The following is a 24,591-nucleotide window of genomic DNA, read 5'->3' on the forward strand; positions in this document are numbered from 1 at the left end:
TTATAGGAGGAAATAGTTTGATTAACGCAATTGGTCTCGTTTTTATACTTACAAATAAACACGAGAAAAAAAAGAAAGTTTACTTAAATGAAAAATTTGCACTAATAGATATTATTGATTCTAAAGAAGTATTTGATGATGAAGGGAATCCTTTAGTAGAACTAACATGTAAATACAGTATATATTTAGATGAAAAATATTACTGTAAATCTCTCGATGATTATACCGGACAAGTATTTCCTTTCTTAAGTGCAAAAATAGGAAAAGGTCTTCTAAGAAACTTAAACTACTACTTTTCTTACGTTGATGCCTATGATAAGAAACCACCAGTTAAAGAAATAAGACCACTTATGAAACAAGTAACGAACAGATAGCCAAAAATACAAAAAAAGAAAGCATCTAACTCTGGATGTTTTCTTTTTTATTGAAAACTCATTAACTTTCATCCTCTTCTAAAAGTATGTATCCAAGCATATTTTAAATTAAAAACATTGGAGGATTAGAGTGAATGAAATACTCAGAAACAATTATAAGCAAACGACTTCGAATACTTAAAATGACGGGTATGTTTTTCATGCTAGTGTTAATAGCATGGATTGGCTATACAAAATTACTTTATGAAAACGGCTTTCTTCAAGAAAAAAAGAATTCAGTAGAAGTAATGAACACTAGCATTACAGGAGAAATAGAGCAGCTTTTTCATATAAACTTGCAAGGTTATCGAAAAACAAGCCTTGATGCTGTTATAGAAGCAAGCAAAACCGATCCAAGTGAACTATCCCTAATTGAACTGGTCAACAAATCCTGCTCGCGAGATTGCATAGGCGAACCAGTAACATATGTAAACTCAAACAATGGATATATCTTTTATAAGGAATCTAATGGAACTAATGTAGCTATAACGGTTAAAAAGAAAGACACATGGGTAATTGTAAAGAAATCTGTTCAAGATGGAATATAATCACCCAAAAAAAGAGTACGTATCGTACTCTTTTTTATTATTAATACCCTTCCTCTTCATGAATACAATGGCATTTCGGTTTTGTTTTACAATGACATTTTTCACACTCACATTTCGGTTTCTCTTTGCAACAACATTCGTGAAAATCATTGCGTTTACATCTACATCTCCCAAACATTAAATTATCCCAAAATGTATTACAATTTCGGGAATGCCCACAATGACAAGTATTCCCCATGAATCTGCTTCCTCCTTATTAGAATTCATCATATTCTATGTTTAAAAGTATACAAAGGCTTGTTTATTAGTCTATTTTCTCCATATTATAAGTAGAGTTAAAAGATTACATAAAAATAAAAAACCGTCACATGACGGCTTTTTATTTAGCAAACTACTCTTTTGTATAAAAATATTTAATTCCTTTCGTATCTAACCAAGCAGTTGCTTTGTCCAGTTCGTTCCCTTGACGATAATCTGTTTCGAAATACACAAGCCCTTGGTTATCTCCACGAGATATTATTTTAGAAGTATATCCAAGCTTATCCATCATTTGAATCATGTCAGGAACTAAATTTACACCAAATTCATAAGTAACTACTTTGTTATATTTATTCACTATAATTCCAACCCCTTCTTGTTTTTTTATCGGCTCAACAATTTGATTTGTAAACCAAGCTAACGGCTTATTTCCAATCAGCTTATTTAAATCACACTTGCCGATACCAGCCACATTGCCTGTTTCTGTGTATTGCCAAATATCACATGGATATGCCGGTTTGTTACCACCATAACGAGGAATCCATACAAAATCAGAATTGACATTTGCCATTCCAAATGGAGCATACATATGATGAGCAATATATAAACCAGCCTTCTTAGCTCCTAATCTGCGTAATTCATCAATAAAAGCTTGTGTACCTGCTCTCATATCGTTCATTGTTCTTACTTCTACGTCAGCTACCCAAACTGTTGCATTTTTATCACCACGGTTCCAAAAGTCTCTTGCTTCTATCCGTGCATCCTCTACTGAAACGAAACGACAGAACGCATAATTACCAAACGGAATATTTCTTGCTTTCATTGCTTGTACATAATTTTTATATAAAGGATCTACATAATTTGAACCATCTTGCACACGTGCAATTACAAAATCTAATTGTGGTGCTGCGATATCCCAGTTAATGTCGCCATTCCATTTCGAAACATCTACAATATAACCCATTATTTAACATCTCCTTTTTCATTATTATATTCAAAGCTTGTTTTTTTGCTATTATCAACTAATAAATAGTATGAGAGGTAGTATATTATTGAGTAATAATTTAAAATTCGGCTTATGTATTGAGAAAACAAAATATTATTACGGGTTGAATAAGTAAAGGTTTACAAAACTCTAAACTATATAAAGTGAAACTATAATTAGTAGGAGGCTACGAGCAGTGGAATTCCCACTTAATTTCTTAGCTTCATCCGAATTTTGAGGTGAGAATTTTACTACCCACAAATAGCTTGATAAATAAAACCACCTTTCTGACAGGTGGTTTTGTGTACTAATTTACATATTTTTATAGTTACATAATTATTGGTTACTTAATATACTTGTTAACTAAAAATAAGACAATTTTTAGTTTTTAATCAAACTAATTTTCATTTTATCTCACGTACTCATAGTACCATTTTCGTGCATCTAACCAAGCTGTAAATTTATCGATATTTCCAGACGGATAGCCATTCGTTATAGCATAACCAATGCCATCTTTCTGAACGACAATTTGTCCATCAATACCCGCATCTACCATAGCTTGAGCCAAAGCTTGTAAATTACTAAATGCTACACCACCAGTTTTTACTTTGAGCAAATCCGCTGCACCTCCTCCAGTTTGTCCTGTAAGAGCAAATACAATAGAATTAGCGATTTTATCAACATTCCATTTTGCCATGTCGGATTCATTATCAATAAACCCTAATTCAATAAGAATAGCCGGTGCCTTCGTTCCATTTAATACTGCTAAATCTGTACGTTGTTTCGCACCTCGATCACGCCATCCAATATCTTTTGCTAGTTGAGCTGAGATTTTAGCCGCCAAATCTTTCTGATCATAATATAAAACCTCAACACCCTGTCCATTTCCATCACTTGCATTAAGATGAAAAGAAATAACTAAATCCACAGCATGGGAATTGCTATTCCGAATGATATTATTTAAATTTTGTGATTGAGTTGCCCCTACCTCGTCCGTATCGTCATAAACCGTGTGTCCTAGGGCTCTTAACTTAGCCGCCACGGCATCTTTAACTTGCCTATCTAGAACGTGTTCTTTCCGATTCCCGAAATTAGCACCTTGAACAATACTATTGTGTCCTCCGTGCAAACTATATCTAGCCATTATTCATCAACATCTCCTTTCTTAATATCCTATTCAAAACTTGTCTTATTGCTATTCCCACTTACAATCTTAACTGTGCCCATACGTCCTATATTTTCTAAAAGTGACGCAATTTGTTTTCGATATAAAAAAGCTATCGCTTCATAAATCGAATGATTTATTCTCTAAATTACTTTTACATGAATGACGACACGAACAAAAAAGCATCACCCTTTCGGCGATGCCTAAAAACTCTATTTTACTTTTCAGCTCCCTAAATAAATAGAGTTTAAAATCACTGAAACTACACCTATATTTCCTCCCCTTCCTTCACAGCTTCTTTCAACCTCTGCAACATATATCCAATCCCTTTACACCCCTCTAGCGGATATGTAATCATTTCTTCTGGATATAACTTTGTCACTACTTTTTTATGCTTCTTCCCTGCTAGTAAGACGATTTCGTCAAACTGTAATAAACTTTTATCTACCATCTGTTTTTGTAATTGCTCTATATTTATTACCTCATCGCTTTTTGAATCAAATGCAAGATCATAGTTTTCTAATACAATATCATTTGGTCTTAAAAATCCATGTTTCGCCGATAATATAACCCAGTTTTCGAAAAACATAGTTGCGTACGCCTGACATGCTTTTCCGAACGGACTAATATACACATCTTTTGCTTCCATCGGTCCGTAGTCTGAATGTTTATCCCAAATTTTCTTTTTTCCACATGGAATTATACATATCCTTTTCATATATATTTCTACTCCCTTTACTTTGGTAAATAAAATTCGTTATTTTGTACATTTTTCTCTCAAAATACTATATAATAATTCTGAAAAGTTTAAATTACACATTTTACCATATATGTACTATGGATCACTCTCATTGCAAATATTATAATACCATAAAAATTTTTGTATTTTTTTCTTCAAATTTTTATAATTAAATTGAAATATTATGATTTACAAATTAAATTAGGAAGGAGGTCCATAAAAATGAAAAATATTATCCCTGCACTATTAGTCTATTTTATTGTTTGCGTTATTTCCGTTATCATCCCAGCATCTGAAGGCTATAATTATGTCGGCTGGAAGTTATTTGTTGGGCAAGTGTATGCGATACCTATTTTCTTCATTACTGCTATAATTACATTTTATATAAACAAGAAAAAATCTTACGAATAAACGATTATAAGGATAGCTAACGCTATCCTTATTTTAATTCGTTAATCAAATTTAGAATGACCCTTGCAGTACTTTATATCCTTTCTTCTAAAAAGTCAAACGCAACTTCTGTATTTCAGCGTTTAAACGTAGCTCCTCCGAGAGCCAGCTCTCTAATTCTGAAACCGACGTAATATTTCGTTCTAAAAGTGACTGTAATTTACTCTCCAAATCATTAAACATACACAATCCTCCCGTTTTTAATTTTCTGTTTTTTAGAGATAAAAAAGGACAAGTAGCCAATCTGACTACTTGTCCTTACTGTTCATCTGTACGCAATACGATTAAGCTTGGAATGCTTCTGTTAATACTGGTACGATTTGTTTTTTACGAGATACAACACCTTTTAAAGTAGCTGTGTTGTTTTCTAGTGATACGTTGTAAGCTTTCTCAACAACGTTTGCTGCTTTACCGATCGCAAGACCGACAGAATCATTAGTTAAGATATCAGTTACAACGAATAAGAATAGGTCTAAACCTTTTTCTTCTACTACTGCAGAGATTACTTTTTCAAGTTCCGCTTGGTGTACAAGAACGTCGTTTGTATCAACAGCGTTTACTTGTGCGATTTCAACTTTCGCATTACCCATTTGGAATTCTTTAGCGTCAAGAGAGATTAATTGCTCCATTGTTTTTCCGCTTAAGTCAGCACCAGCTTTTAACATTTCTAAGCCGTAGTTATCTGCATCTACACCAGCGATTTGCGCTAATTCACGAGCAGCTGCTACGTCTTGTTCTGTGCAAGTTGGAGATTTGAATAGTAAAGAATCTGAAATGATTGCAGATAACATTAAACCTGCAACTTCTTTACGAATTGTTACGCCATTTTCTTTGTACATTTTGTTTAAGATTGTAGCTGTACAGCCAACTGGCTCACAACGATAGTATATAGGATCGCTTGTTTCAAAGTTAGCAATACGGTGATGGTCAATAACTTCTAACACACGAACTGATTCGATATCGTTAGCACTTTGTTGACGCTCGTTATGGTCAACTAAAATAACGTTGTCCACTTCGCTTGCTACTGTCTCAACAAAACGCGGTCCTTCTACTTTAAAATAGTCTAACGCAAATTGAGTTTCACCGCTGATTTCGCCTAAACGTACAGGCTCAGCATTCATTCCTAATTCTTTTTTCAATTCTGCATAAGCAATTGCAGAACAAATTGCATCTGTATCTGGGTTTTTATGCCCGAAAACTAGTACTTTTTCCATGTTTTCCACCTCTTCATGAAAAGGATATCTTAAAGAAGCAAATATGACAATATTTAAAGCATATTTTTTTATAAATAATTGCACTTTCTTCTATATTTTTCATCATTTTCATAAAAAAAATCATCTAAAATGAATTAGATGATCGAAATGTATGTTTCAATTAAAATAGTGTAGGAGCTTGCACTACATTGTTAAAAGCGAAATTTAAGGATAAGCCATTATTCAAAAGGTTTACATCTATAACTTGATAAAACGCATTTCCAGTGTCTGCAATTTCCCAAACAGCTAAAATAAGATGGTATCCACTACGGTCAGTTGGTACATTTGCTTCGTGCGTTACTGTTGTCCCTGGTCTAGCTCCACCGTCATTTTTCACATAGAATGGCACTAAATCTAAATCCGATCGCGTTAAAGGTTTATTTGGATTCCAACCTTTTTTCGTAATATAATATTTCCACTCTTTTGTACTATGAGGAGCCGTTAGTTTCCACTTGAATGTATTCGTCCCGCCATTTAACGTAACTTTCTTCCACCTATCTACAGTTTGAACATCTAAAGCGGGAAAATGACCAGCCCCTGCAATTTGTCCATCAGAAGGTCCTAGTTGCGGAAATCCACCTATCCCTTCTACGCTTTGTGGTTCATATTGAATCGGTCCACAATTTACATTTACCCCTTGCTTACATAAATAAGATCGGCTCGCTGGTGATTCTACATATCCATGAGCTGAAGCCTTTTCTGAAAATCCAAATGTTAATAATCCCGTAAGTAATACTCCACCACTTAAAATAACTTTCTTCATCTTTTGTAAACTATTCTTTTTCATACTTTCATCCCCTTCCGATAATAAAGCGAAAATAACTATAGTTGGCTAGTCATCTTCTCTACATTTATTATAAGACGAGAATCATTACTAAAAGAACCCTCTAAAAAATTTCTCAAATTCATTTAGTGCGTTAATTAGATTATAATTAACTATTTTAACACCGCCAGAAAAATATAGACTGTGTTAAAAATAGTTGTTTATTATTCACTTACTAATAATTAAGCACTCTCCCCGTTTGATTATACCTTAAATGTTTTTATAATAAATAACCGTAGCATCTAACTTACCATTCGGAGAAATTGCATACCCTGGTATTGTTCCAACTTCTTGGTAGTCTAGTGATTTGTACAGTTTATTGGAAGGATCTCCTTCTCTAGTATCTAATACTAAAAGAGACCTGTTTTCTTGCTTTGCTCGTTCCTCTGCTTTTTGCATAAGCGATCGTCCAATACCGTTACGTCTAAAGTTTGGATGAGTCATTAATTTGCAAATCTCGGCTCTATGAATTCCGTTAGGCTTAGTAACTAATTGTAATTGAATACTCCCTGCTACTTCGTTGTTTATTTTAGCCACATACAATATCACTTCTGACGCTAATACTGTTTGCCAATACTTTGTTGCGTCTTTTTGTTCCAGTGGAGGCAAAAAACCAATTGATGCCCCATCATTTACAACCATTTTCAAAAGTTTCGAAAGTTCTTCCATATCATTTTCTAGTTGCTTTATTTCTTCAATTACTAAATTTCGCATTACTTTTCCCCCTTTTGTTTCATTGTAACAATTTTTAAAGAAGGAATAATGAAATAATAAGATGAATTTATAGAAAGATATGATTTTTTGTGAAAGGATAACGATATGAAATATATATTAGATAGAACGTACGCAAAAGAATTACTCGAATGGGCATATGAACAAAACCCGGGCCCTTGGTTTGAACATTCACTACATGTTGCTCATGCAACTGAAAACATAATTATAGAACTTATTAAAAATGGGTATAACCTAGATGCTGACACAGCATATAACGCTGCCCTTTTGCATGATATCGGAAGATACAAAGGTTTTACCAAATCGGTCATTCATTCCTATGATGGTTATATGTATATGAATGATTTAGGGTATACAGGAAACGCTGTTATTTGTGTGACACACTCATTCCCATGCAAAAATGAACATATAGATATCGCAGCGGAATGGAGTCTCGTTCCTGACCATATGAGAAGCCGGTTAGTTGAAATATTAAATGAACATTGTAACTACGACTTATACAATAAAGTAATTACTCTTTGTGACGCTCTTGCTGATGCGGGTGGCTTTACTACGCTGGAAAGAAGATTAATTTCTGTTGGTTTGCGTCATGGTACAACATCTCATACATCTTTACATTGGAAAGGGTTTTATGCGATTAAGAAAGAATTAGAAGCTTTAATCGGTAAGAGTATATACACAGTTCTTCCTGATGTAGAAAAATCTATTTATGAAGATATAGAATATTGAATTGAATACAAATTTAATTTCAAATAAAAAACGTTTTAAACATAAAGTTTAAAACGTTTTTTTATTCAATGCTTTTGATTTTTCAGTTCTGTTAAACACTCTTGCACTAAAGTTACCGCTTGACTCATCGCAGCTCCGCCAGCAAATGCTGCTGAAACACCACATGCTTCCAGAATCTCTTTATCTGAACATCCTTGATCAAGACAACCTTTTGTATGATAAATTGTACAATACTCATCTTGCGTTGCTAAACTAATTCCTAATGCAATAAGTTGCTTTTCTCTTTTTGTTAAAGCACCCTCTTGAAAACAAGCTTGCGTGAACGCATTATATGTCTCAGCGATTTCAGGAATTTGATTTGTAAAACTACCTATACCTTCTTTATAATGATGTAGAATATCATTTATCGAACTATGTTGCTCATGTTCCATCTTATTCCCTCCAGTCATATTATCCATACCTATTGTAGTATGTGATGAAATGGAGGCAATATACTTTCTTTTAAATTAAGAATTTTCAGTTAATTTACGTTATAATTTTAAATTATCATCTACAATAACTTTTTCTCTAGAACTTTTTCTTTCAACCTCTTTACTTCTTTCTTCCCAAAATGTTAATCCTTCAATCCCCACATTTTTAGGATTAAATACTGGATCTTTCCCTTCTTTTTTCTGCCTTTCATAGTCTTTTAACACTTTTAATGCGATTTTACTTAATAATAGAATCGCGATTAAGTTTAACCATGCCATACTACCGATTCCTAAATCTCCGAGATTCCATAAAAGCGACGCTGATTCAACACTACCGATGTAAACCATAATTAAAAATCCAAATTTTAAAACTGGTTTTAACCAGCCATACTTCAATTGACGATCTAAATAAGTAAGTGTCGTTTCAGCGATATAGTAATAAGCGAGTAACGTTGTAAATGCAAAAAAGAAAATCGCAATTGAAATAAATATTGGACCAAACCCTGTTATCACAGTTTCAACTGCTTGTTGTGTATAAATTGGACCAGCTTCCACATTTCCTATATTTTGTACAATAGCGGTTTTCCCTTCAGGTATAACATTATACATACCTGTTATTAAAATCATAAGAGCTGTCGCTGTACATACGACAATTGTATCGATATATACGGAAAACGCTTGAACTAATCCTTGTTTTGCAGGATGCGATACTTCAGCAGCCGCCGAACTATACGTCGCTTCTCCGACACCAGCAACGTTTGAAAATACAGCGCGTTTTACGCCCCATGCAATAGCTGCACCAACAATTCCACCAAACATTTCATTTACACCAAATGCACTAGAGAAAATTAAAGCAAACATACTTGGAATCTCCGTTACATTCGCAATTAATATGATACATGTAACAATTACATAACCAATTGCCATAAATGGCACAAGCATTTGAGAAACACCGGCAATTCTCTTTACACCACCAAAAATAATTGCTGCTAGTAACACGACTAAAAATATACCAGTTATATATTTGCTAATACCATTAGAGTTTTCGAATCCAACTGCGATACTACTAGATTGAATACCTGGTAATAACACGCCATATGAAAGTGTTACAACTACCGCTACAATGACTGCAAACCATTTCATTTTTAAACCTCTCTCAATGAAATATGGAGTACCGCCGCGATATTCATTCCCTACTTTACTTTTGTATACTTGAGATAATGTTGATTCTACAAACGCGCTCGCTGCCCCTAACAAAGCCATTACCCACATCCAAAATACAGCTCCAGGCCCGCCGAAAGCAATTGCTGTCGCTACCCCTGCAATATTACCAATTCCCACTCTTCCCGATAAGGCTAAACAAAATGCCTGAAAAGATGATATTCCCGTCTCTGAACTCTTTCCTTCAAATAATAGTTTAATCATCTCTTTAAAATAACGAATTTGCAAAAAGCGTGTTGCAATCGTGAAATATACGCCTGCCCCTAATGCAAAAACAACTAAACCGATACTCCACACTTGCCCTACTAACCATTCTACTAAATTCTCCATCCAAATCCCCCTTATCATTCTTTGGAAAAGCAATTTTGTATATAAGAAAACGGACAACTATTATCAAACTTTCTAGTTGTCCGCATCTTTCATTATTTCATCCCTCAATTTTTGTCAGTAAAACACCCTATTACTTTATATTTACCCAAACACTTTTCACTTCTGTATAATTATCAAGCGCATATGAACCTAATTCGCGGCCAATACCAGATTGTTTGTATCCACCAAATGGTGCAGCTGCATTTTCTAAGTTATAATCATTAATCCACACTGTTCCTGCTTTTAATTTATTTGCCACTTGATGACCCGTTTTGATATTTTGCGTCCATACACCCGCAGCAAGGCCATAGGATGAGTTGTTCGCTCGTTCAATTACTTCTTCTGTCGAATCAAATGGAAGTACAACAACAACTGGTCCAAATATTTCTTCCTTAACGATTGTCATATCGTCTGTAACATCTGTGAATACAGTTGGTTTAACGAAATAACCTTTTTCAAGCGCACGTTCGCCACCAGCCGCAACTGTAGCACCTTCTTTCTTCCCTTGCTCAATGTAATGTAACACACGCTCTTGTTGTTTCTTAGATACGAGTGGACCCATTTCCGTTCCTTTCTCCATACCTGCTCCAAGTTTTACGTTGTTCGCCATTTTCACAAGTGCATTTACTACAGTTTCATAATGTTTACGATGAACAAATACACGTGATCCTGCGCTACAATTTTGACCGTGATTATACATAATACCTTGGAATGCACCATTAATTGCTTCTTCCAAGTCCGCATCTTCTAAAATGATATTTGGTGATTTTCCGCCAAGCTCTAACGTTACATGCTTAATCATTTCTGCAGACTGACGCATAATATACTTTCCTGTAACAGTAGATCCTGTAAAAGCAACTTTATCAATGTCATGATGATTTACAATTGCCGCTCCTGCATCAGGACCAAAGCCTGGTACAAAGTTTACAACGCCGTTTGGAAATCCAGCCTCTTTAAAGAGTTTTGCTGTATATAGTAAAGATAAAGGCGTTTGCTCTGCTGGCTTTAATACGATCGTACAACCTGTCGCCAGTGCAGCTCCCATTTTCCAAGAAGACATAACGAGCGGAAAATTCCACGGAATAATCTGACCTACAACACCTACAGGTTCATGTCTCGTGTAATTTAAGTAATCTTTTGAAATTGGGATTGTTTGCCCAATAATTTTTGTAGCCCATCCTGCGTAATAACGATAATTTTCTACAGTTGCTGAAATATCATCATCAAGTGCTACTTGATATGGCTTTCCATTATCTAAAGCTTCTAGTTGCGCTAATTCTTCTCTATGTTCTTCAATTAAATCTGCTAATTTATAAATAAGATGCGCTCTTTCAGCAGTAGTCATTTCTGCCCACGGACCGGATTCAAATGCAGATCTTGCCGCTTTTACTGCAGCATCAATATCCTCTTCTTGCGCTTCACATACGACAGCTAGAACATCTTCTGTAGCTGGATTATACGTTTCAAACGTCTTTCCCCCAATAGCAGCAACAAATTCGCCATTAATAAACATTTTAATTTCTTCATTTAAAAACGCTTCCACTTTTGGTTTCAGCTCAATATTTGTCTTTAACATTATGTTCTCCTCCTTATTTAAACAGCTACATGAGCTGCAATATTTGATAAAATCGTTTGAAGCTTTTGATCTTCGTCAACAGTTAATCCTAGTCTTGGATAGCGAGAAGGTCCTCCCGCTTGCCCATGTAATTCCATGGAACGTTTAACGATTTGAACATATTTCCCTGATCCTTCAAGAAACTCGCAAAGTGGTAAAATAGCATCGTTTATTTCCCACGCCTTTTCTAATTCACCATTTTGAAAATGCTCATACATTTTTGTAACGAGACCGGGAACGATATTTCCTGCTACTGAAACCCATCCCGAAGCACCAACTAAATATGATTCCATAACTAAATCTTCAGAACCACAGAAGACTTGGAAAGCCCCTTCACTTTGTCTTACTAAATCTCTCGCTTTTCGAATATCTCCGCTAGATTCTTTAATATGTGTAACATTTTCACACTCTTTTCCAATACGGAGCATTAGCTTTGTACTCATATCAACACCAGAAGTAAATGGGTTATTGTATAGCATAATTGGTATATTTACAGAATTTGAGATTTCTTTAAAATGAAAATAAATCTCCTCTTCCTTCGGTTTACAATAGTAAGAGTTTATAATTAATGCACAATCCGCTCCGTGCGCTTCTGCATGTTTCGTATATTCAATTGTTTCTTTCGTCGTCTCTGCTGCAGTTCCAACAATGACTGGAATACGGCCATCAATTTCTTTCAACACGGTTTCTACCATTTTAAATCGTTCTTCTTTTGATAAACTTACAAACTCTCCTGTACTTCCATTAATGATGACACCTGCAACCTTTTGTTCGATAAAGTAATTTACATTTTGTTTTACCCCATCCCAATTAATTTCCTGAAATTCATCCATCGGTGTTATTAATACTGGAAATGCCCCTTTAATTTTTTGCATATTTATCTCTCCTTATCACATTTTATTTTAATAAGAAACCTGCCGGAAATGGATCCGTAGGGTCTAATAGAAACGTCTGCATTCCTGTAATAAATCCTCTACTTTCAAAACGGAAAATGTATCCTAGTTCCTCCTTCTTCACTTTTTCCACAGTTATAAAACTATTAAATATACTTTCATTTTTAAAAGGTTTATCCGCCATATAATCATTTTTAAATAACGCATGAACATAGGAAACGATAGTAGAAACAAAACCTGGAGAACGTACGATAAAGTTATCTTCATGAAATGTAATCGACTTTATATGGTTCTTTTCTTTTTGCGAAGGATCTACTAAAATAAGCCTTTTTATTAGCGACTGTTTTTGTATAGCCTGCAGTGTAGCTTCTCCCCATCTTTTCAATTCTGAAATGTTTTCAACACGAATTTCTGGCGAATACGCACCTTTTTCTACAACTGCATATACTTTATCTGCTTGTATGAGAGAATAACTTACATTACCAACCTGTAAATTTTCCTCAATCAAATAGCATAGTTTGCTTTCAAACGAAACCGATATAACTTCATCATTCTCTACATACGCATGAACTAAAAATATTCCAGATAACGTTTCAATTTTGTATTGATTGGACTCTCTCTTTTTTAAATACCCACTTTCGAGTAACATCGTTATTACTGCAACAATGCCTCCATAATGAAGCGGAATCGAACCTTCATGATTAAAAAATAATACAGCTGCATCCACTTCATTATGGATAGATGGAACGACAATACACCCATTCAAACCGATAAAACCACGTGGTTCATTTAATAAAAGCTTCATCTCTTCTGCTAATTCACCTGAAAATTGTTCATTTAATTGCTCCAAACTGTAGTAGTATTTGCATGGTACGTCTTTCATTACACGAAATGCCTCGCCATTTACATGTACGTCTACTGCTGTATACATTTTTTGAATGTTCATTTTATATCCTCCGTTTCATGTTCCATCGGCGGAATTAGCAAAAATCCTTCTTTAAGTGGATCCATTTCATTGTAAAAAAATCTATGCATACCCATAAGCCAAGCTGATCCCGTAATTTTCGTTATGACAGCTTCAATATTTTCAACATGTGTCGTATTCATGACATATCCTTTAAATAAAGAACCAACGATACTCTCATGAATGAACTCTTCACCAATTTCGATTTCTTTCTGAGCGTATAATACAGCTAGCTTCGCAGATGTTCCTGTACCGCATGGAGATCGATCTACTCCGCCTGGTGGTACAACAACTGTATTTTTCACATGCGCACATTCATGAGTAGGATCTGTATAAAATTCAACATGTGTTAATCCTCTTATAAACGAATACTCTGGATGAGTGATTTCAAACTTCTCATTAATTGTGTTTCTTATATGAATCGCCTTATCGATGATTGTAGATGCATTTTCTGGTACTAATTCTAGATCTACTGATTTCGCATCAATAATGGCATAAAAATTCCCTCCATACGCAATATCAGCTTCTATAGTTCCAATGTCTTTCACTTGTACAGTAATATTTTTTAATAAAAAAGCTGGTATGTTACAGAAAGATACTTCTTTTGCTTTTCCATCTTGAACAGCAATATCTACTTCAACTAAGCCAGCCGGTGTATCTAGTTTTAAAGAAGTAATTGGTTCAACTACCGGAATTAAACCTGATTCAACTAACGCTGTACATACACCGATTGTATCGTGACCACACATCGGTAAATATCCACCTGTCTCTATGTATATAACACCTATATCAGCCTCAGGATGACACGGGTCTGTTAATAATGCCCCTGACATTACATCATGACCACGCGGTTCATTCATTAACAATTTTCGAATCCAATCATACTCCTTTTTCATATGTAACATCTTCTCTGCCATCGTCTCTCCAATCAAATTTGGAAGTCCACTAATTAATGTCCTCGTTGGATTCCCACCCGTATGTGTATCAATTGTCGTAAAGACTCTTTGTGACTTCATCCGTTTAACACCCTTTCTGTAAAACGACTCAAACGAAGTGGTTCAATAGGAATAATTGTCTCTTTTTCATTTAATAACTCTTCAATTACTTTCCCAGTAACTGCTGCAAGACTAATCCCATCCCCTTCATGCCCAGCGGCAATGAAATAATTTGGAATATGTTCCACTCGTGAAATAATCGGTAAATGATCTTCTGTCCACGGACGTAAACCAGCGTAAGAACGAATTACCATCATATCTGCCATTTTCGGATAAAAGCGAATCGCTCTATTTGCAATACATTTAATGACTTCATTGTTTATTCTCGTATGAAACCCTACAAATTCACGGCTACTTCCAATTAAGAAATTTTGACTTTCAGTAGGCTCAAATACGAGCGCAACCCCGTATTTTTCAGTTAAAGCATCTACTTTTCGTTTTCCGCCAAATTTAGAAATTAAATAACCGAATTCCATTACTTTACGGCACCCTACGTGTTGTTGTCTTGATGCTACAATAATATGCCCTTTTCTCGGTTCAATTGGTATATTTACATTTAACATCTGACCAATCTTAGGAGCCCACACACCCGCTGCATTTACAACTTGTTGTGCTGTAAAAGTTCCATTCGTAGTTTCTACAACAAATGAACCATTCGTATCTATGTTTATACTCTTTACTTCGGTCTGTTTAAAGGCTTTTGTGCCAAACTTTTGTGCCTCTGACAGAAGCGAGAATGCAAGGAGATATGGATTCACAGTTGAATCCGTCGCACATTCTAAACCGCCTAATAAATCATCAGCAAAAAAAGGCGACTCTTCTCTTATATCTTGCCTATCAAGCATTCGAAACGGTAATCCAGCTTCTTTTTGCCGATTTACCCATTGCTGCGCAGCTTCCATCTCTTCGTCTGACTCACATACGAGAATACTTCCTGGTGCCCTATATTCAAATGAATGCTCTAATTCTTCACTTAAATCAGTTACTAATTTTTGACTTACTAAAGACATTTGACTATCAAACCCTGGGTCTTTATCAATGGCCAAAATATTCCCATCACACCGTGAAGACGTCCCGCTGACAAATTCTCCTTTTTCAATGATTGTTACATCTCTTCCGTATTTTGAAGTGTAATAAGCGATAGAACACCCTATTATTCCACCACCTATAATTAAAACGTCGCAGTGCCTCACACTATACTCCTCCTTTCCCTAAACCTCTCACTTTCTTTTATGCAATTGACGTGCCAATTCTGTACATATACAATTTTTATAAATAATATTTTTATTTGTAAAAATATTTTAAATTTATAGTAAATAGGTGTATTATTTTTTTATCACTGTCAAAATTTTTATACATAACAGGAGGACATTATGGCATTTTCATTTCCGACTATACAAGAATTTTTGGAAAGCGCTTTAATCAATCATACATGTAGCCTTGATCGCATTAAGAAAATAAACGAAAGGTTTTATTATCTCCCTTCTACTACAGAAGAATATAATTGCGCAATTATTTATGTAGATGACTCATTCACTGCATTAATTGACGCTTTTTCTTATGAATTAGCTGTTATCATCCTTAACGAAAACGATGAGCCGCTATGCTGTATAACTTCTCAGCAAATGATTCCATTTCTTTATAAGTCCTACAATGAACTACAGTCATTTTATGACACTGTAATACAAACAACTGACTCTTCTGTTACAGTCATTGATAGTAAAGAATACGTTCGAACTTGGACAGATGGCGCTGAAAAAATATTTTCAGTAAACCATAATGAGATTATTGGGCAACCGATTACTCGTTTTTTTGATTATAAAGACTTGGAAATTTTACAATCTTTACATGATGGAAAAAGCATAGTCGCTCAGTTCCATCAGCCTCGTCCCGATTTATTCGTATTAATTAATTCAAATCCAGTTTATTGTAATGATGAAATTATAGGAGCAGTCGTTTCAGAAACAGATGTTACAAATCAAGTCGCTTTAAATGAAAAACTATTTAATATGTCACATGAAATGCACCGTTTAGAACAAGAAGTGGCAAAGTATAAAGATGAATCCGATCCATTCCTTGCGATGAATGGGAAAAGTCCTGTTATACAAAGAACGATACAATTAGCTAGAAAAGTTTGTTCGGTAAAATCAACTGTTTTAATACTTGGGGAAAGCGGAGTTGGAAAAGAAGTATTTGCGAAAGCAATTCATGAAGCAAGTGAGGCAGCGAAGGCGCCTTTCATTTCGATTAACTGCGGGGCAATTCCAGAAGCGTTATTTGAAAGTGAATTATTCGGTTACGAGCGTGGGGCGTTTTCTGGAGCAAATAGTAAAGGAAAAAAAGGGAAAATTGAACTCGCGCAAGGCGGTACTTTATTTCTTGATGAAATAGGTGAAATGCCACTTGATATGCAAGTAAAACTGTTACGTGTACTGCAAGAGCGAAAGTATTACCGAGTTGGTGGTGAAAAAGAAATTAATATTGATTTCCGCATTATCGCTGCTACAAATCGTGATTTACAAGAAGAAATGAGAAAAGGAACTTTCCGAGAAGATTTATATTACCGCTTAAATGTAGTTAGCCTGCATATTCCACCGCTGCGCGAAAGACGCGAGGATATTATTGAATTAACTTATTCTTTCTTAAATGATTTTTCAATCAACTATAACCGACCAATTCGTGACCTACCTTCAAGCATTATGCATGAACTGCTTCATTACAATTGGCCAGGTAATATTCGCGAACTTCGAAACGTTGTTGAACGGCTTGTGGTATTCGCAACAGACGGAATTATAAAACAAGAATATCTACCATTTCATACGACTGAAACTTTAGACAACCATACAGCTCATTCCCTATTACTCAGCAACAATAATACAATCCTTTCTTTACAAGAAGAGATGGATGAGCATGAGAAAAAAGTTATTGAAAGGGCTTTACGAATTTTAAATGGGAATAAATTAGAATGCGCAAAACAACTTGGCGTAACAAGGGCTACTTTATATAACCGTTTAAAGAAACTTGGACTTCAATAAAGAATCATTATGCACCAATCAGGCGTTTACAGGTAGCCATCTCCTCTCTATATTGGCATGATTTTTGCATATATAATTTGTGAAAATCGAACTAGAGGAGGAATACACATGACAAATAAAAACAACTTAATCGTTTGTCGTTGTGAAGAGGTTACATATGGGCAACTTCAATCGACAATTGCTGAATATAACTGCTCGGCAAGAGAATTAAAACTAAGAACACGTGCTGGCATGGGATTTTGCGGTGGGCGCACATGCAGAATAATGATAGATCGAATGATTGAAAATGCGAATCCTGACGTAACTCTTAATGAACTACCGTTAAAATATCAACCACCAATACGTGCAGTTACTTTTGGATCAGTAGGTGAAAGTAAATGAGTAGAATTACACATCACCCTATTTTAGATACTTTACAAAGTAGTGAGCGTATTACCTTTCAATTTAACGGTCATCAATACGAAGCATATGAACATGAAACGATAGCTGCTGCCCTGTTAGCAAATGGAATACGGACATTAAGAGTTCATGAAGATAGCGGAACACCGCGAGGTATTTATTGTAATATCGGGCACTGTTCCGAATGCCGCGTGACAGTAAATAATCAAACAAATGTACGCGCATGCTTAACTGTTGTAGAAGAAAACATGGTTGTTGAAAGCGGGAAACAGCATCCGAATATCGTGAGAGAGATGGTGAAAAAGCGATGAGTGATGTAATTATTATAGGTGCAGGGCCAGCGGGATTATCTGCTTCTATCTCTTGTGCTCGTTTCGGACTAAAAGTGCTCGTTATTGATGAATTTATGAAGCCGGGCGGGAGATTGTTAGGACAGTTGCATCAAGAGACTACTGGAGAATGGTGGAACGGAATAGAAGAATCGAAGCGACTTCATGAAGAAGCAGAATCACTTTCAGTACATATCAGGTGCGGTGTTTCGGTCTATAATTTAGATAGAGATGAAAACAATTGGTTTGTACATACTAATATCGGTACGTTAGAAGCACCTTTCGTACTACTTGCTACTGGAGCTGCGGAATATTCTATTCCCCTTCCTGGCTGGACACTTCCAGGAGTGATGTCAATTGGAGCAGCTCAAGTTATGACAAATGTTCATCGCGTGCAAGTTGGAAAAAAAGGAATTATTATTGGTGCTAACATTTTGTCTTTCGCCATTTTAAGTGAATTGCAATTAGCGGGAATTACAGTGGATCATATTGTACTCCCTGAGAAAAGCGAGTTAAGTCAAAAAGCTGGTGAACCTGAAGAAGTTTTAAACTCTCTTTTAAATGCAGCTCACCTCGCTCCTTCTGCTTTCTTGCGAATAGGTAGCCACTTTATGAAATTTGATTGGATTCGAAAAGCTGGATTAACATTCTATCCAAACAACGGAATGAAAATAAACGGAACGCCACTTCACCTTCGGAAAGCAGCTCTTGAAATTATCGGAACAGATCAAGTTGAAGGTGTACGTATTGCTAATATTGACTCTAAAGGAAATGTTATTAATGGAACAGAGAAAATATATGAAGCAGATTTTGTATGTATTGCCGGGGGATTATACCCACTTGCCGAACTTGCAGCTGTAGCCGGTTGTCCCTTCCATTACATTTCAGAATTAGGCGGACACGTTCCTCTCCATTCCGAAACAATGGAAACTCCTCTTCCTGGTTTATTTGTAGCTGGCAATATTACAGGCATTGAAAGCGGAAAAATTGCGATGGCGCAAGGAACAGTTGCAGGTCTATCTATCGCAAAATATGCAAGTAAAAAACGTGATATAGTCGACCAACAATTATCTCACGCCATGCAAAACGTTCACTTTGTTCGTCAGAAAGCTGCAATTCAGTTTAATCCGATGGTAGATATCGGTAGACGAAAAATGAATGAAATTTGGCGTGATTATTCTTCTACATATGCACATACTAAAAAGAGCTGCTGAGATTATTCTCAACAGCTCTTTTCTCTACTCATCTGAGTTATTAAATTTCGCTAATGCGTAAATTCCTTCTTCATCATCTAATTCAAGTTGCAATCTCGCTGCGAATGGATTGACATTATATTCTCTGTCAAGCAATAAGCGTAAAGCTTCGATTAAGTTTGCTTGAATTAAAATTTGCTGGCGACCATTTACCTCTACTTCCGCAGAGAAACCGTAGTCATCATCATACATAAGTTCAACTAATACTTCTTCTGGACCCACTTGTCTTTTTTCAGCGATATATATACAAAGCGCATTTATAAGCTCTTGTTCAGAAATTTTTATTGTTTCCATGCTACTTCATCTGCCTTCTTCTTACGTTGGTCTTTGAAGTATTTAAATGCACGAACTGCTAACATTACGATACCAGCCATTACTAACATATTTACCATAAACGCTAATACAGAACCAAGAGCTCCCATATTTGCAAATAAGCTACCCATTAGTAAACCACCAAGACCACCTAGTAATAAACCTTTCATAAAGCTTCCTTTATTACTTTTTGGTGCTGTATTTGTTGCTTTCGTTTTTGAATCTGGAGTCGTTTTTTGAGAATTTACATTTGAGTCTTTTTTGTTTAAATCAACTTTTGACTTTTGACCTGAACTTGGTGTAAATGATTTTTTACCAGATTTGTAACTTTTCGCTGCCGCATGATCTACGAACATAAAGCTGCTAGCCCCAAAGATAACCATGAATGCTGTCATTACTGCTACAAGTTTTTTCAACATATTATATCCATTCTCCTTTTATATAGATATATGTGAAATCTATCTTTCTAGTAAATTCAGAATGATAGATTTGTTTTTAAGAACATTTTAAAGGTTCTTATGAACTTATTATATGAACTTTTGTCGAAATATGCAAGTATTATTTACTTCCGACAGTTTGGTGACAAAGGAAAAATTAAGCAAAACAGAATTGACTTTAAATGAAACAAAACATATTATAAGTTCATAAGAACTTTTTATTATTTTGGAGGTGAAAAGATGGAAACATTTCATCTCACACGAAACGAAATGGCTACCCTTCTTCTATCACTAAGAGGATGGAATACGAAAAAGCCTCTCGGTATTTTACAAGAAGCTTGGGCAAAGTCACATAAAAAAGATATTGAAAGCGGACAAAGCGTTACAGCTTTTATTACTACCGCACTTTCACCTATTTTTGAAAAGCTGATTAAAATTGACGATACTGATGTCGGTTTTTCTTTAAATGAAATAGTTGCGCTTGGCAATCAGATTGAAAACACAAGTTTCTCTGTAACTGCTATGCAAAACTGGGTGAAACGAGATATAAAAGAAATGATTGGCTCTCCTCAAAAGGGGAAAAAATATTCAATTGAACAAGCAGCCTTACTATTTATTGTCGAAGATTTAAAAACAGCACTTGATTTTGAATCCATTCGTAAGCTATTACGCCTTATTGTAAATGACCCAGCCGATCGAAGTGATGATTTAATCAATCCTGTTCATTTATATGTAGCATACTCTTCTCTATTTGAAGAACTCAATCAAGGGAATTGCTTACAATTAAATGCAACAGATACCGTTCATACAATTGAAAACATCGTAAAAGAAAAAGCTGATAAAATCGCAAGCAAGTTCGATCAAATTAATAACGAACAACGCGAAGCAATTCGTAACGCTATTATTATTGCGACCCTTTCTGTACATACCGCATATGTACAAATGTTAGCAAAACGTTACGTAACAGCAACTTTATTTTTACAGAACTTAGATGTGAAGCCTTAAAAAACAAGCATCCCCCCGTCATATACGTAGTACAGGGGGATGCTTGTTTTCAATCAATATAAAATACAAAAATCATTTTACATCTAAGTTTCATTCTACAATAGCTCTTGATTATGTAAAAATCATGACTAACCTAACATTCAACAATGTTCATTTCTTTTTATTAAATTCCCATCAGATTTTCTCAATAAACTTAATTACTTCATCTTTATAATTATATTTGTCATTAATTTCTTGTAATAATTCAATATCATGCGTATGAGTTTTTCCTGTCTCTAACAGCTCACGATATAAATCAATATAAGGAAGATTTTTATTTATGGCATTTTTATATTCCTTTTCTACATCGTAAAAAACCTTTTTAAACCTCACATCAGTAATCCCTGCCTCATCAATTTCAAGAATTGCATACTGAGCACGTAAGTCAGAGTTTAGCTTATTCCACTTGTAAAAAGGTTGTCCAACTGTTCCTGGGTTAATAATTAATTGATCATTGCTACTATAGCGCAATAATTGATGGTGGGTATGAGCGTAAATCGCAATATCATACTCACGATCAAATAACCGATCAAACTGTCCCTGATTATTAGTGGGCCACAAATCTCCCCCGTAATTTTTATTTTGTAGATTATGACTAATACTGATTGATAAATCATTAACCTGTTTTGTTATATGTAATGGTAAATTTTTAACATGCTTAATATAGTTTTCATCCAAGTTTTCACATTGATACTGAACTAATCTAGAAACATAAATATCAGTTGCGTTATCAATATCAATATTTTTATTAAGAACGTCAAGAAAACTATCTTCCCAGTTTCCTTGTACATAAGTATCAACGTTAATACTTTCTAATATTTCAAATAAATCATTCGATCCAGGACCAGGCATAATTAAATCTCCTAAAAACCAATAATCAGTCACACCTTCTTTCATAGAATCTTCGATAACTGCTTTTAAAGCAGTTGCATTTCCATGTACATCTGCCAGTACAGCAATTTTATGTTTCATGTATTTTATTCCCTCCTCTAAATTTACGTTTCCATCTCATTCATTTTTTATTTTCGAACCAAATCAAATTGAATAGGCATATTCTTTTTTAGGCAATTTTACTATCTCTTGAATGAAATTTGATTTCTCTAAAATGTCCTCTAACTGCCCCTCACTATAGACGTAAATACCACCTACATATGAACTGTACGCCTTTTTCTCAGTTATTACTGCTAAGGTGCTATTTTCCTTTTTAAAATCACCCTCTAGTCCTTTTTCAAAAGATAAACTTTTGGCTTCTGAAAAATAAAGGTGAATTAACGTCGCTAATTGTACGTCCTCTGATTTTGCAAAGTACTTTATTTCATTTAAAATCATTTCATCTTGTAACGGAAGAAAGTCTTCTACTTCTAACTTCTCTCCTTTATGAAAGAAGTTTTGAAGTTCAGGAGTATAGAACGAAAGATTTTTCTCCTCTATCATTTTTAAAATTGTTTGCAGCAATATGTCTTTTCCTATCACAAACGGGTGGCCAAATCCATTATTGTAAAGCTCTTCTTTCATTTTCATTAATTGTTCGATGAAGGGGATTCCTGATTCTTCAATAACAAGTTTATCGTCAATTAAACGCATGTTAGCAATCAATTCTTCTATCTGTAAACCTTCTAATTCAAGCGATGAGTAATATAAATCTCTATTCCAAAAATCTAATTGATCCATTCCTAATGAATTAAATAAGAGCTCATCTATAATTGGAAAAACTCCATCTTCTGTTAAAGCTTTCGTTACATCATCTAATAATCTATGTGTTTGATTTAAAATCGTACGTATTTCTTCGTCCTCTTGAATGATTCGTACCGTCCACTCACCATGATCTTCACCCGATATTTGCTGAAAACAATGTGAATATGGCCCATGTCCAACATCGTGTAGAAGGGCTACAGTAGATACTAGCTTTCGTTCATATTTCGATAAATGTATGTCACCAATCTCAGTAAGATGTTCTATCACTTTATTTACTAGCACATATACACCTATCGAATGTTCTTCCCTCGTATGCATTGCGTTCTCATGTAAAAAATAAGTATGTCCTTGTTGTTTAATATTCGCCAACCTTTGAAATGCTTTTGTATCTATCAATCGAAGGATATCTCTATCACGAATAGAGATTGGTCCATAAATCGGATCTGTAATATACATACGTTCTCCTCCTATTTTTGTAAATGAAAGACCTATACCATTATACTTAATTTTCAGTCTATTATCATTGATATATGAGAAATTTTTAATAATCTTTTCATTAACTCTTCATGAAAACGCGGCTTATATCTTTTACTATAATAATTATGAGAGACATAAAAGAATTGAAATAGCAATCCCCTATGTAAATAAGGTATAATCTACATATAGTGAACCTTTTACGTCATTAAATAAAAGGTTCTTATACTCAAAAATTCATAAACTAGAAGGTGCAACAATGTTAAGTAGTTTTATTCATTCAGTATTAACGTTTTTTGAAGGATTAGGTTATTGGGGCATTATGCTTGGACTTATGATTGAAATTATCCCAAGTGAAATTGTCCTTGCTTATGCAGGATACTTAGTATTCAATGGAAGTATCTCATTTATAGGCGCTGTTGTATTCGGTACAATTGGCGGTGTTATTGCTCAAATCTTTATTTATTGGCTTGGACGATACGGCGGACGCCCTATATTAGAACGTTACGGAAAATATATTTTCATACATAAAAAACAAATAGATGCTGCAGAAGATTGGTTTAATCGTTACGGAACTGGCGTCATTTTTACAGCACGCTTCATTCCAGTAGTGCGTCATGCGATTTCAATTCCTGCTGGTATTACAAAAATGCCATTACTACGTTTCACTACATTAACAGCACTTGCGATTATCCCTTGGTCTATTATTTTCATTTATTTAGGTGAAAAACTAGGTGAAAATTGGGAGAATATAAATGATATTGCTGGTCCGTATGTGAAATCATTCGCAATTGGTGGCGTCGTACTTATACTTTTATACTTCGTTATAAAAAAATGGACAAAAAAGCGTAAAAATCTCGCTTAAGAATATAATAAAAACCGCTATAAATTCATTCGGAATTATAGCGGTTTTTTATTTATATATGAATTAATCTTCAGGAATTATATAATACCTTTCCATCTACATTTACATGGATAAGCAACCATTTGA

At 34.8% G+C, this 24,591-nt stretch carries 29 protein-coding genes; 10 read left to right on the forward strand and 19 right to left on the reverse strand.

Going from position 1 to position 24,591, the window contains the following annotated elements; genetic code table 11:
* The first annotated feature begins 17 nt into the window (after nt 1-17).
* The gene (locus ACTFN4_RS21955; RefSeq protein WP_000606231.1) at nt 18-374 is read left to right on the forward strand and encodes a hypothetical protein; all 357 of its coding nucleotides are present in this window, start codon (nt 18-20) and stop codon (nt 372-374) included.
* 134 nt (nt 375-508) lie between these two features.
* Nucleotides 509-961: a hypothetical protein gene (locus tag ACTFN4_RS21960; RefSeq protein WP_000877572.1), complete on the forward strand. Its 453-nt coding sequence runs from the start codon at nt 509-511 to the stop codon at nt 959-961.
* Here ACTFN4_RS21960 and ACTFN4_RS21965 read toward each other — a convergent pair whose 3' ends face one another.
* From ACTFN4_RS21965 to ACTFN4_RS21980, 4 genes are all read right to left on the reverse strand, one after another.
* Nucleotides 962-1,135, reverse strand: a complete 174-nt coding sequence (locus ACTFN4_RS21965) for a hypothetical protein (protein WP_000503004.1) — start codon at nt 1,133-1,135, stop codon at nt 962-964. It lies immediately after the preceding gene.
* A 217-nt stretch (nt 1,136-1,352) separates the two neighbouring features.
* The gene (locus ACTFN4_RS21970) at nt 1,353-2,183 is read right to left on the reverse strand and encodes a GH25 family lysozyme (RefSeq protein WP_410989508.1); all 831 of its coding nucleotides are present in this window, start codon (nt 2,181-2,183) and stop codon (nt 1,353-1,355) included.
* A 430-nt stretch (nt 2,184-2,613) separates the two neighbouring features.
* Nucleotides 2,614-3,348: an N-acetylmuramoyl-L-alanine amidase gene (locus ACTFN4_RS21975; RefSeq protein ID WP_044584544.1), complete on the reverse strand. Its 735-nt coding sequence runs from the start codon at nt 3,346-3,348 to the stop codon at nt 2,614-2,616.
* Between the two features lie 289 nt (nt 3,349-3,637).
* Nucleotides 3,638-4,087 carry a DUF6884 domain-containing protein gene (locus ACTFN4_RS21980; protein WP_000820903.1) on the reverse strand — a complete coding sequence of 150 codons (450 nt, stop codon included), beginning with the start codon at nt 4,085-4,087 and terminating at the stop codon, nt 3,638-3,640.
* 243 nt (nt 4,088-4,330) lie between these two features.
* Between ACTFN4_RS21980 and ACTFN4_RS21985 the strand changes: the two genes are divergently transcribed.
* A complete protein-coding gene (locus ACTFN4_RS21985; protein ID WP_000789485.1) occupies nt 4,331-4,519 on the forward strand; it encodes a DUF4017 family protein in 189 nt (62 codons plus the stop codon).
* An 87-nt stretch (nt 4,520-4,606) separates the two neighbouring features.
* On the opposite strand, the gene ACTFN4_RS21990 is transcribed toward ACTFN4_RS21985, so the two are convergent.
* The 4 genes from ACTFN4_RS21990 to ACTFN4_RS22005 all read right to left on the reverse strand — a co-directional run bounded on the left by ACTFN4_RS21990 (nt 4,607) and on the right by ACTFN4_RS22005 (nt 7,348).
* Nucleotides 4,607-4,741, reverse strand: a complete 135-nt coding sequence (locus ACTFN4_RS21990) for a hypothetical protein (RefSeq protein ID WP_000481362.1) — start codon at nt 4,739-4,741, stop codon at nt 4,607-4,609.
* Between the two features lie 101 nt (nt 4,742-4,842).
* Nucleotides 4,843-5,772: a manganese-dependent inorganic pyrophosphatase gene (gene ppaC, locus ACTFN4_RS21995; RefSeq protein WP_000416873.1), complete on the reverse strand. Its 930-nt coding sequence runs from the start codon at nt 5,770-5,772 to the stop codon at nt 4,843-4,845.
* A gap of 160 nt (nt 5,773-5,932) precedes the next feature.
* Complete coding sequence (locus ACTFN4_RS22000) at nt 5,933-6,598, reverse strand: lytic polysaccharide monooxygenase (protein WP_410989507.1); 666 nt, start codon at nt 6,596-6,598, stop codon at nt 5,933-5,935.
* A gap of 246 nt (nt 6,599-6,844) precedes the next feature.
* A complete protein-coding gene (locus ACTFN4_RS22005) occupies nt 6,845-7,348 on the reverse strand; it encodes a GNAT family N-acetyltransferase (RefSeq protein ID WP_410989506.1) in 504 nt (167 codons plus the stop codon).
* A 105-nt stretch (nt 7,349-7,453) separates the two neighbouring features.
* Between ACTFN4_RS22005 and ACTFN4_RS22010 the strand changes: the two genes are divergently transcribed.
* A complete protein-coding gene (locus ACTFN4_RS22010; RefSeq protein ID WP_410989505.1) occupies nt 7,454-8,095 on the forward strand; it encodes an HD domain-containing protein in 642 nt (213 codons plus the stop codon).
* Between the two features lie 65 nt (nt 8,096-8,160).
* On the opposite strand, the gene ACTFN4_RS22015 is transcribed toward ACTFN4_RS22010, so the two are convergent.
* From ACTFN4_RS22015 to ACTFN4_RS22045, 7 genes are all read right to left on the reverse strand, one after another.
* A complete protein-coding gene (locus ACTFN4_RS22015) occupies nt 8,161-8,553 on the reverse strand; it encodes a carboxymuconolactone decarboxylase family protein (RefSeq protein ID WP_001999958.1) in 393 nt (130 codons plus the stop codon).
* Nucleotides 8,554-8,625: 72 nt separating this feature from the next.
* Nucleotides 8,626-10,116: an alanine/glycine:cation symporter family protein gene (locus tag ACTFN4_RS22020; RefSeq protein ID WP_000429527.1), complete on the reverse strand. Its 1,491-nt coding sequence runs from the start codon at nt 10,114-10,116 to the stop codon at nt 8,626-8,628.
* Nucleotides 10,117-10,246: 130 nt separating this feature from the next.
* Nucleotides 10,247-11,731, reverse strand: a complete 1,485-nt coding sequence (locus ACTFN4_RS22025; protein WP_135277833.1) for an aldehyde dehydrogenase family protein — start codon at nt 11,729-11,731, stop codon at nt 10,247-10,249.
* Nucleotides 11,732-11,748: 17 nt separating this feature from the next.
* Nucleotides 11,749-12,645 carry a 4-hydroxy-tetrahydrodipicolinate synthase gene (gene dapA, locus ACTFN4_RS22030; RefSeq protein WP_001169456.1) on the reverse strand — a complete coding sequence of 299 codons (897 nt, stop codon included), beginning with the start codon at nt 12,643-12,645 and terminating at the stop codon, nt 11,749-11,751.
* 22 nt (nt 12,646-12,667) lie between these two features.
* Nucleotides 12,668-13,609, reverse strand: coding sequence for a proline racemase family protein (locus ACTFN4_RS22035; RefSeq protein ID WP_001025560.1), 942 nt, complete (start codon nt 13,607-13,609; stop codon nt 12,668-12,670).
* Nucleotides 13,606-14,643 carry a proline racemase family protein gene (locus ACTFN4_RS22040; RefSeq protein WP_410989502.1) on the reverse strand — a complete coding sequence of 346 codons (1,038 nt, stop codon included), beginning with the start codon at nt 14,641-14,643 and terminating at the stop codon, nt 13,606-13,608. Before ACTFN4_RS22040 ends, ACTFN4_RS22035 begins: the two co-directional genes overlap by 4 nt.
* Nucleotides 14,640-15,815: an NAD(P)/FAD-dependent oxidoreductase gene (locus ACTFN4_RS22045; RefSeq protein ID WP_025689383.1), complete on the reverse strand. Its 1,176-nt coding sequence runs from the start codon at nt 15,813-15,815 to the stop codon at nt 14,640-14,642. Before ACTFN4_RS22045 ends, ACTFN4_RS22040 begins: the two co-directional genes overlap by 4 nt.
* A 180-nt stretch (nt 15,816-15,995) precedes the next feature.
* Between ACTFN4_RS22045 and ACTFN4_RS22050 the strand changes: the two genes are divergently transcribed.
* The 4 genes from ACTFN4_RS22050 (at nt 15,996) to ACTFN4_RS22065 (ending at nt 19,599) form a co-directional block, all read left to right on the forward strand.
* The gene (locus ACTFN4_RS22050) at nt 15,996-17,657 is read left to right on the forward strand and encodes a sigma-54 interaction domain-containing protein (protein ID WP_000885732.1); all 1,662 of its coding nucleotides are present in this window, start codon (nt 15,996-15,998) and stop codon (nt 17,655-17,657) included.
* A 108-nt stretch (nt 17,658-17,765) separates the two neighbouring features.
* Entirely contained in the window at nt 17,766-18,038 is a 273-nt protein-coding gene (locus ACTFN4_RS22055) for a (2Fe-2S)-binding protein (RefSeq protein ID WP_000182619.1), read from the forward strand.
* Nucleotides 18,035-18,367 (forward strand): (2Fe-2S)-binding protein, encoded by a 333-nt coding sequence (locus ACTFN4_RS22060; RefSeq protein ID WP_088362612.1) that lies wholly within the window; start codon nt 18,035-18,037, stop codon nt 18,365-18,367. The genes ACTFN4_RS22055 and ACTFN4_RS22060 overlap by 4 nt, the downstream gene beginning before the upstream one ends.
* Complete coding sequence (locus ACTFN4_RS22065) at nt 18,364-19,599, forward strand: NAD(P)/FAD-dependent oxidoreductase (protein ID WP_439962788.1); 1,236 nt, start codon at nt 18,364-18,366, stop codon at nt 19,597-19,599. Before ACTFN4_RS22060 ends, ACTFN4_RS22065 begins: the two co-directional genes overlap by 4 nt.
* A gap of 24 nt (nt 19,600-19,623) precedes the next feature.
* Here ACTFN4_RS22065 and ACTFN4_RS22070 read toward each other — a convergent pair whose 3' ends face one another.
* Complete coding sequence (locus ACTFN4_RS22070) at nt 19,624-19,932, reverse strand: YxcD family protein (RefSeq protein ID WP_000447747.1); 309 nt, start codon at nt 19,930-19,932, stop codon at nt 19,624-19,626.
* A complete protein-coding gene (locus ACTFN4_RS22075; RefSeq protein WP_000914478.1) occupies nt 19,920-20,369 on the reverse strand; it encodes a hypothetical protein in 450 nt (149 codons plus the stop codon). The genes ACTFN4_RS22070 and ACTFN4_RS22075 overlap by 13 nt, the downstream gene beginning before the upstream one ends.
* A gap of 258 nt (nt 20,370-20,627) precedes the next feature.
* On the opposite strand from ACTFN4_RS22075, the gene ACTFN4_RS22080 reads away from it, so the two are divergent.
* A complete protein-coding gene (locus ACTFN4_RS22080; RefSeq protein WP_000447231.1) occupies nt 20,628-21,392 on the forward strand; it encodes a DUF1836 domain-containing protein in 765 nt (254 codons plus the stop codon).
* 174 nt (nt 21,393-21,566) lie between these two features.
* On the opposite strand, the gene ACTFN4_RS22085 is transcribed toward ACTFN4_RS22080, so the two are convergent.
* Together ACTFN4_RS22085 and ACTFN4_RS22090 are read right to left on the reverse strand one after the other, a co-directional pair.
* Nucleotides 21,567-22,403: a metallophosphoesterase family protein gene (locus tag ACTFN4_RS22085; RefSeq protein WP_439962789.1), complete on the reverse strand. Its 837-nt coding sequence runs from the start codon at nt 22,401-22,403 to the stop codon at nt 21,567-21,569.
* A 63-nt stretch (nt 22,404-22,466) separates the two neighbouring features.
* A complete protein-coding gene (locus ACTFN4_RS22090) occupies nt 22,467-23,582 on the reverse strand; it encodes an HD domain-containing protein (RefSeq protein WP_000275992.1) in 1,116 nt (371 codons plus the stop codon).
* Nucleotides 23,583-23,859: 277 nt separating this feature from the next.
* On the opposite strand from ACTFN4_RS22090, the gene ACTFN4_RS22095 reads away from it, so the two are divergent.
* Nucleotides 23,860-24,465: a DedA family protein gene (locus ACTFN4_RS22095; protein WP_000952913.1), complete on the forward strand. Its 606-nt coding sequence runs from the start codon at nt 23,860-23,862 to the stop codon at nt 24,463-24,465.
* Nucleotides 24,466-24,591 lie beyond the last annotated feature (126 nt).

This window comes from Bacillus cereus group sp. MYBK95-2, from assembly GCF_051915225.1.
Taxonomy (GTDB): Bacteria; Bacillota; Bacilli; order Bacillales; family Bacillaceae_G; genus Bacillus_A; species Bacillus_A cereus.

Excerpts from the sequence above, each read along its gene's own strand:
- ACTFN4_RS21960 (WP_000877572.1), top strand. The coding sequence starts at position 509 with ATGAAATACTCAGAAACAATTATAAGCAAACGACTTCGAATACTTAAA.
- ACTFN4_RS21970 (WP_410989508.1), bottom strand. The coding sequence starts at position 2,183 with ATGGGTTATATTGTAGATGTTTCGAAATGGAATGGCGACATTAACTGG.
- ACTFN4_RS21975 (WP_044584544.1), bottom strand. The coding sequence starts at position 3,348 with ATGGCTAGATATAGTTTGCACGGAGGACACAATAGTATTGTTCAAGGT.
- ACTFN4_RS21980 (WP_000820903.1), bottom strand. The coding sequence starts at position 4,087 with ATGAAAAGGATATGTATAATTCCATGTGGAAAAAAGAAAATTTGGGAT.
- ACTFN4_RS21985 (WP_000789485.1), top strand. The coding sequence starts at position 4,331 with ATGAAAAATATTATCCCTGCACTATTAGTCTATTTTATTGTTTGCGTT.
- ACTFN4_RS21990 (WP_000481362.1), bottom strand. The coding sequence starts at position 4,741 with ATGTTTAATGATTTGGAGAGTAAATTACAGTCACTTTTAGAACGAAAT.
- ppaC (WP_000416873.1), bottom strand. The coding sequence starts at position 5,772 with ATGGAAAAAGTACTAGTTTTCGGGCATAAAAACCCAGATACAGATGCA.
- ACTFN4_RS22000 (WP_410989507.1), bottom strand. The coding sequence starts at position 6,598 with ATGAAAAAGAATAGTTTACAAAAGATGAAGAAAGTTATTTTAAGTGGT.
- ACTFN4_RS22005 (WP_410989506.1), bottom strand. The coding sequence starts at position 7,348 with ATGCGAAATTTAGTAATTGAAGAAATAAAGCAACTAGAAAATGATATG.
- ACTFN4_RS22010 (WP_410989505.1), top strand. The coding sequence starts at position 7,454 with ATGAAATATATATTAGATAGAACGTACGCAAAAGAATTACTCGAATGG.
- ACTFN4_RS22015 (WP_001999958.1), bottom strand. The coding sequence starts at position 8,553 with ATGGATAATATGACTGGAGGGAATAAGATGGAACATGAGCAACATAGT.
- ACTFN4_RS22020 (WP_000429527.1), bottom strand. The coding sequence starts at position 10,116 with ATGGAGAATTTAGTAGAATGGTTAGTAGGGCAAGTGTGGAGTATCGGT.
- ACTFN4_RS22025 (WP_135277833.1), bottom strand. The coding sequence starts at position 11,731 with ATGTTAAAGACAAATATTGAGCTGAAACCAAAAGTGGAAGCGTTTTTA.
- dapA (WP_001169456.1), bottom strand. The coding sequence starts at position 12,645 with ATGCAAAAAATTAAAGGGGCATTTCCAGTATTAATAACACCGATGGAT.
- ACTFN4_RS22035 (WP_001025560.1), bottom strand. The coding sequence starts at position 13,609 with ATGAACATTCAAAAAATGTATACAGCAGTAGACGTACATGTAAATGGC.
- ACTFN4_RS22040 (WP_410989502.1), bottom strand. The coding sequence starts at position 14,643 with ATGAAGTCACAAAGAGTCTTTACGACAATTGATACACATACGGGTGGG.
- ACTFN4_RS22050 (WP_000885732.1), top strand. The coding sequence starts at position 15,996 with ATGGCATTTTCATTTCCGACTATACAAGAATTTTTGGAAAGCGCTTTA.
- ACTFN4_RS22055 (WP_000182619.1), top strand. The coding sequence starts at position 17,766 with ATGACAAATAAAAACAACTTAATCGTTTGTCGTTGTGAAGAGGTTACA.
- ACTFN4_RS22060 (WP_088362612.1), top strand. The coding sequence starts at position 18,035 with ATGAGTAGAATTACACATCACCCTATTTTAGATACTTTACAAAGTAGT.
- ACTFN4_RS22065 (WP_439962788.1), top strand. The coding sequence starts at position 18,364 with ATGAGTGATGTAATTATTATAGGTGCAGGGCCAGCGGGATTATCTGCT.
- ACTFN4_RS22070 (WP_000447747.1), bottom strand. The coding sequence starts at position 19,932 with ATGGAAACAATAAAAATTTCTGAACAAGAGCTTATAAATGCGCTTTGT.
- ACTFN4_RS22075 (WP_000914478.1), bottom strand. The coding sequence starts at position 20,369 with ATGTTGAAAAAACTTGTAGCAGTAATGACAGCATTCATGGTTATCTTT.
- ACTFN4_RS22080 (WP_000447231.1), top strand. The coding sequence starts at position 20,628 with ATGGAAACATTTCATCTCACACGAAACGAAATGGCTACCCTTCTTCTA.
- ACTFN4_RS22085 (WP_439962789.1), bottom strand. The coding sequence starts at position 22,403 with ATGAAACATAAAATTGCTGTACTGGCAGATGTACATGGAAATGCAACT.
- ACTFN4_RS22090 (WP_000275992.1), bottom strand. The coding sequence starts at position 23,582 with ATGTATATTACAGATCCGATTTATGGACCAATCTCTATTCGTGATAGA.
- ACTFN4_RS22095 (WP_000952913.1), top strand. The coding sequence starts at position 23,860 with ATGTTAAGTAGTTTTATTCATTCAGTATTAACGTTTTTTGAAGGATTA.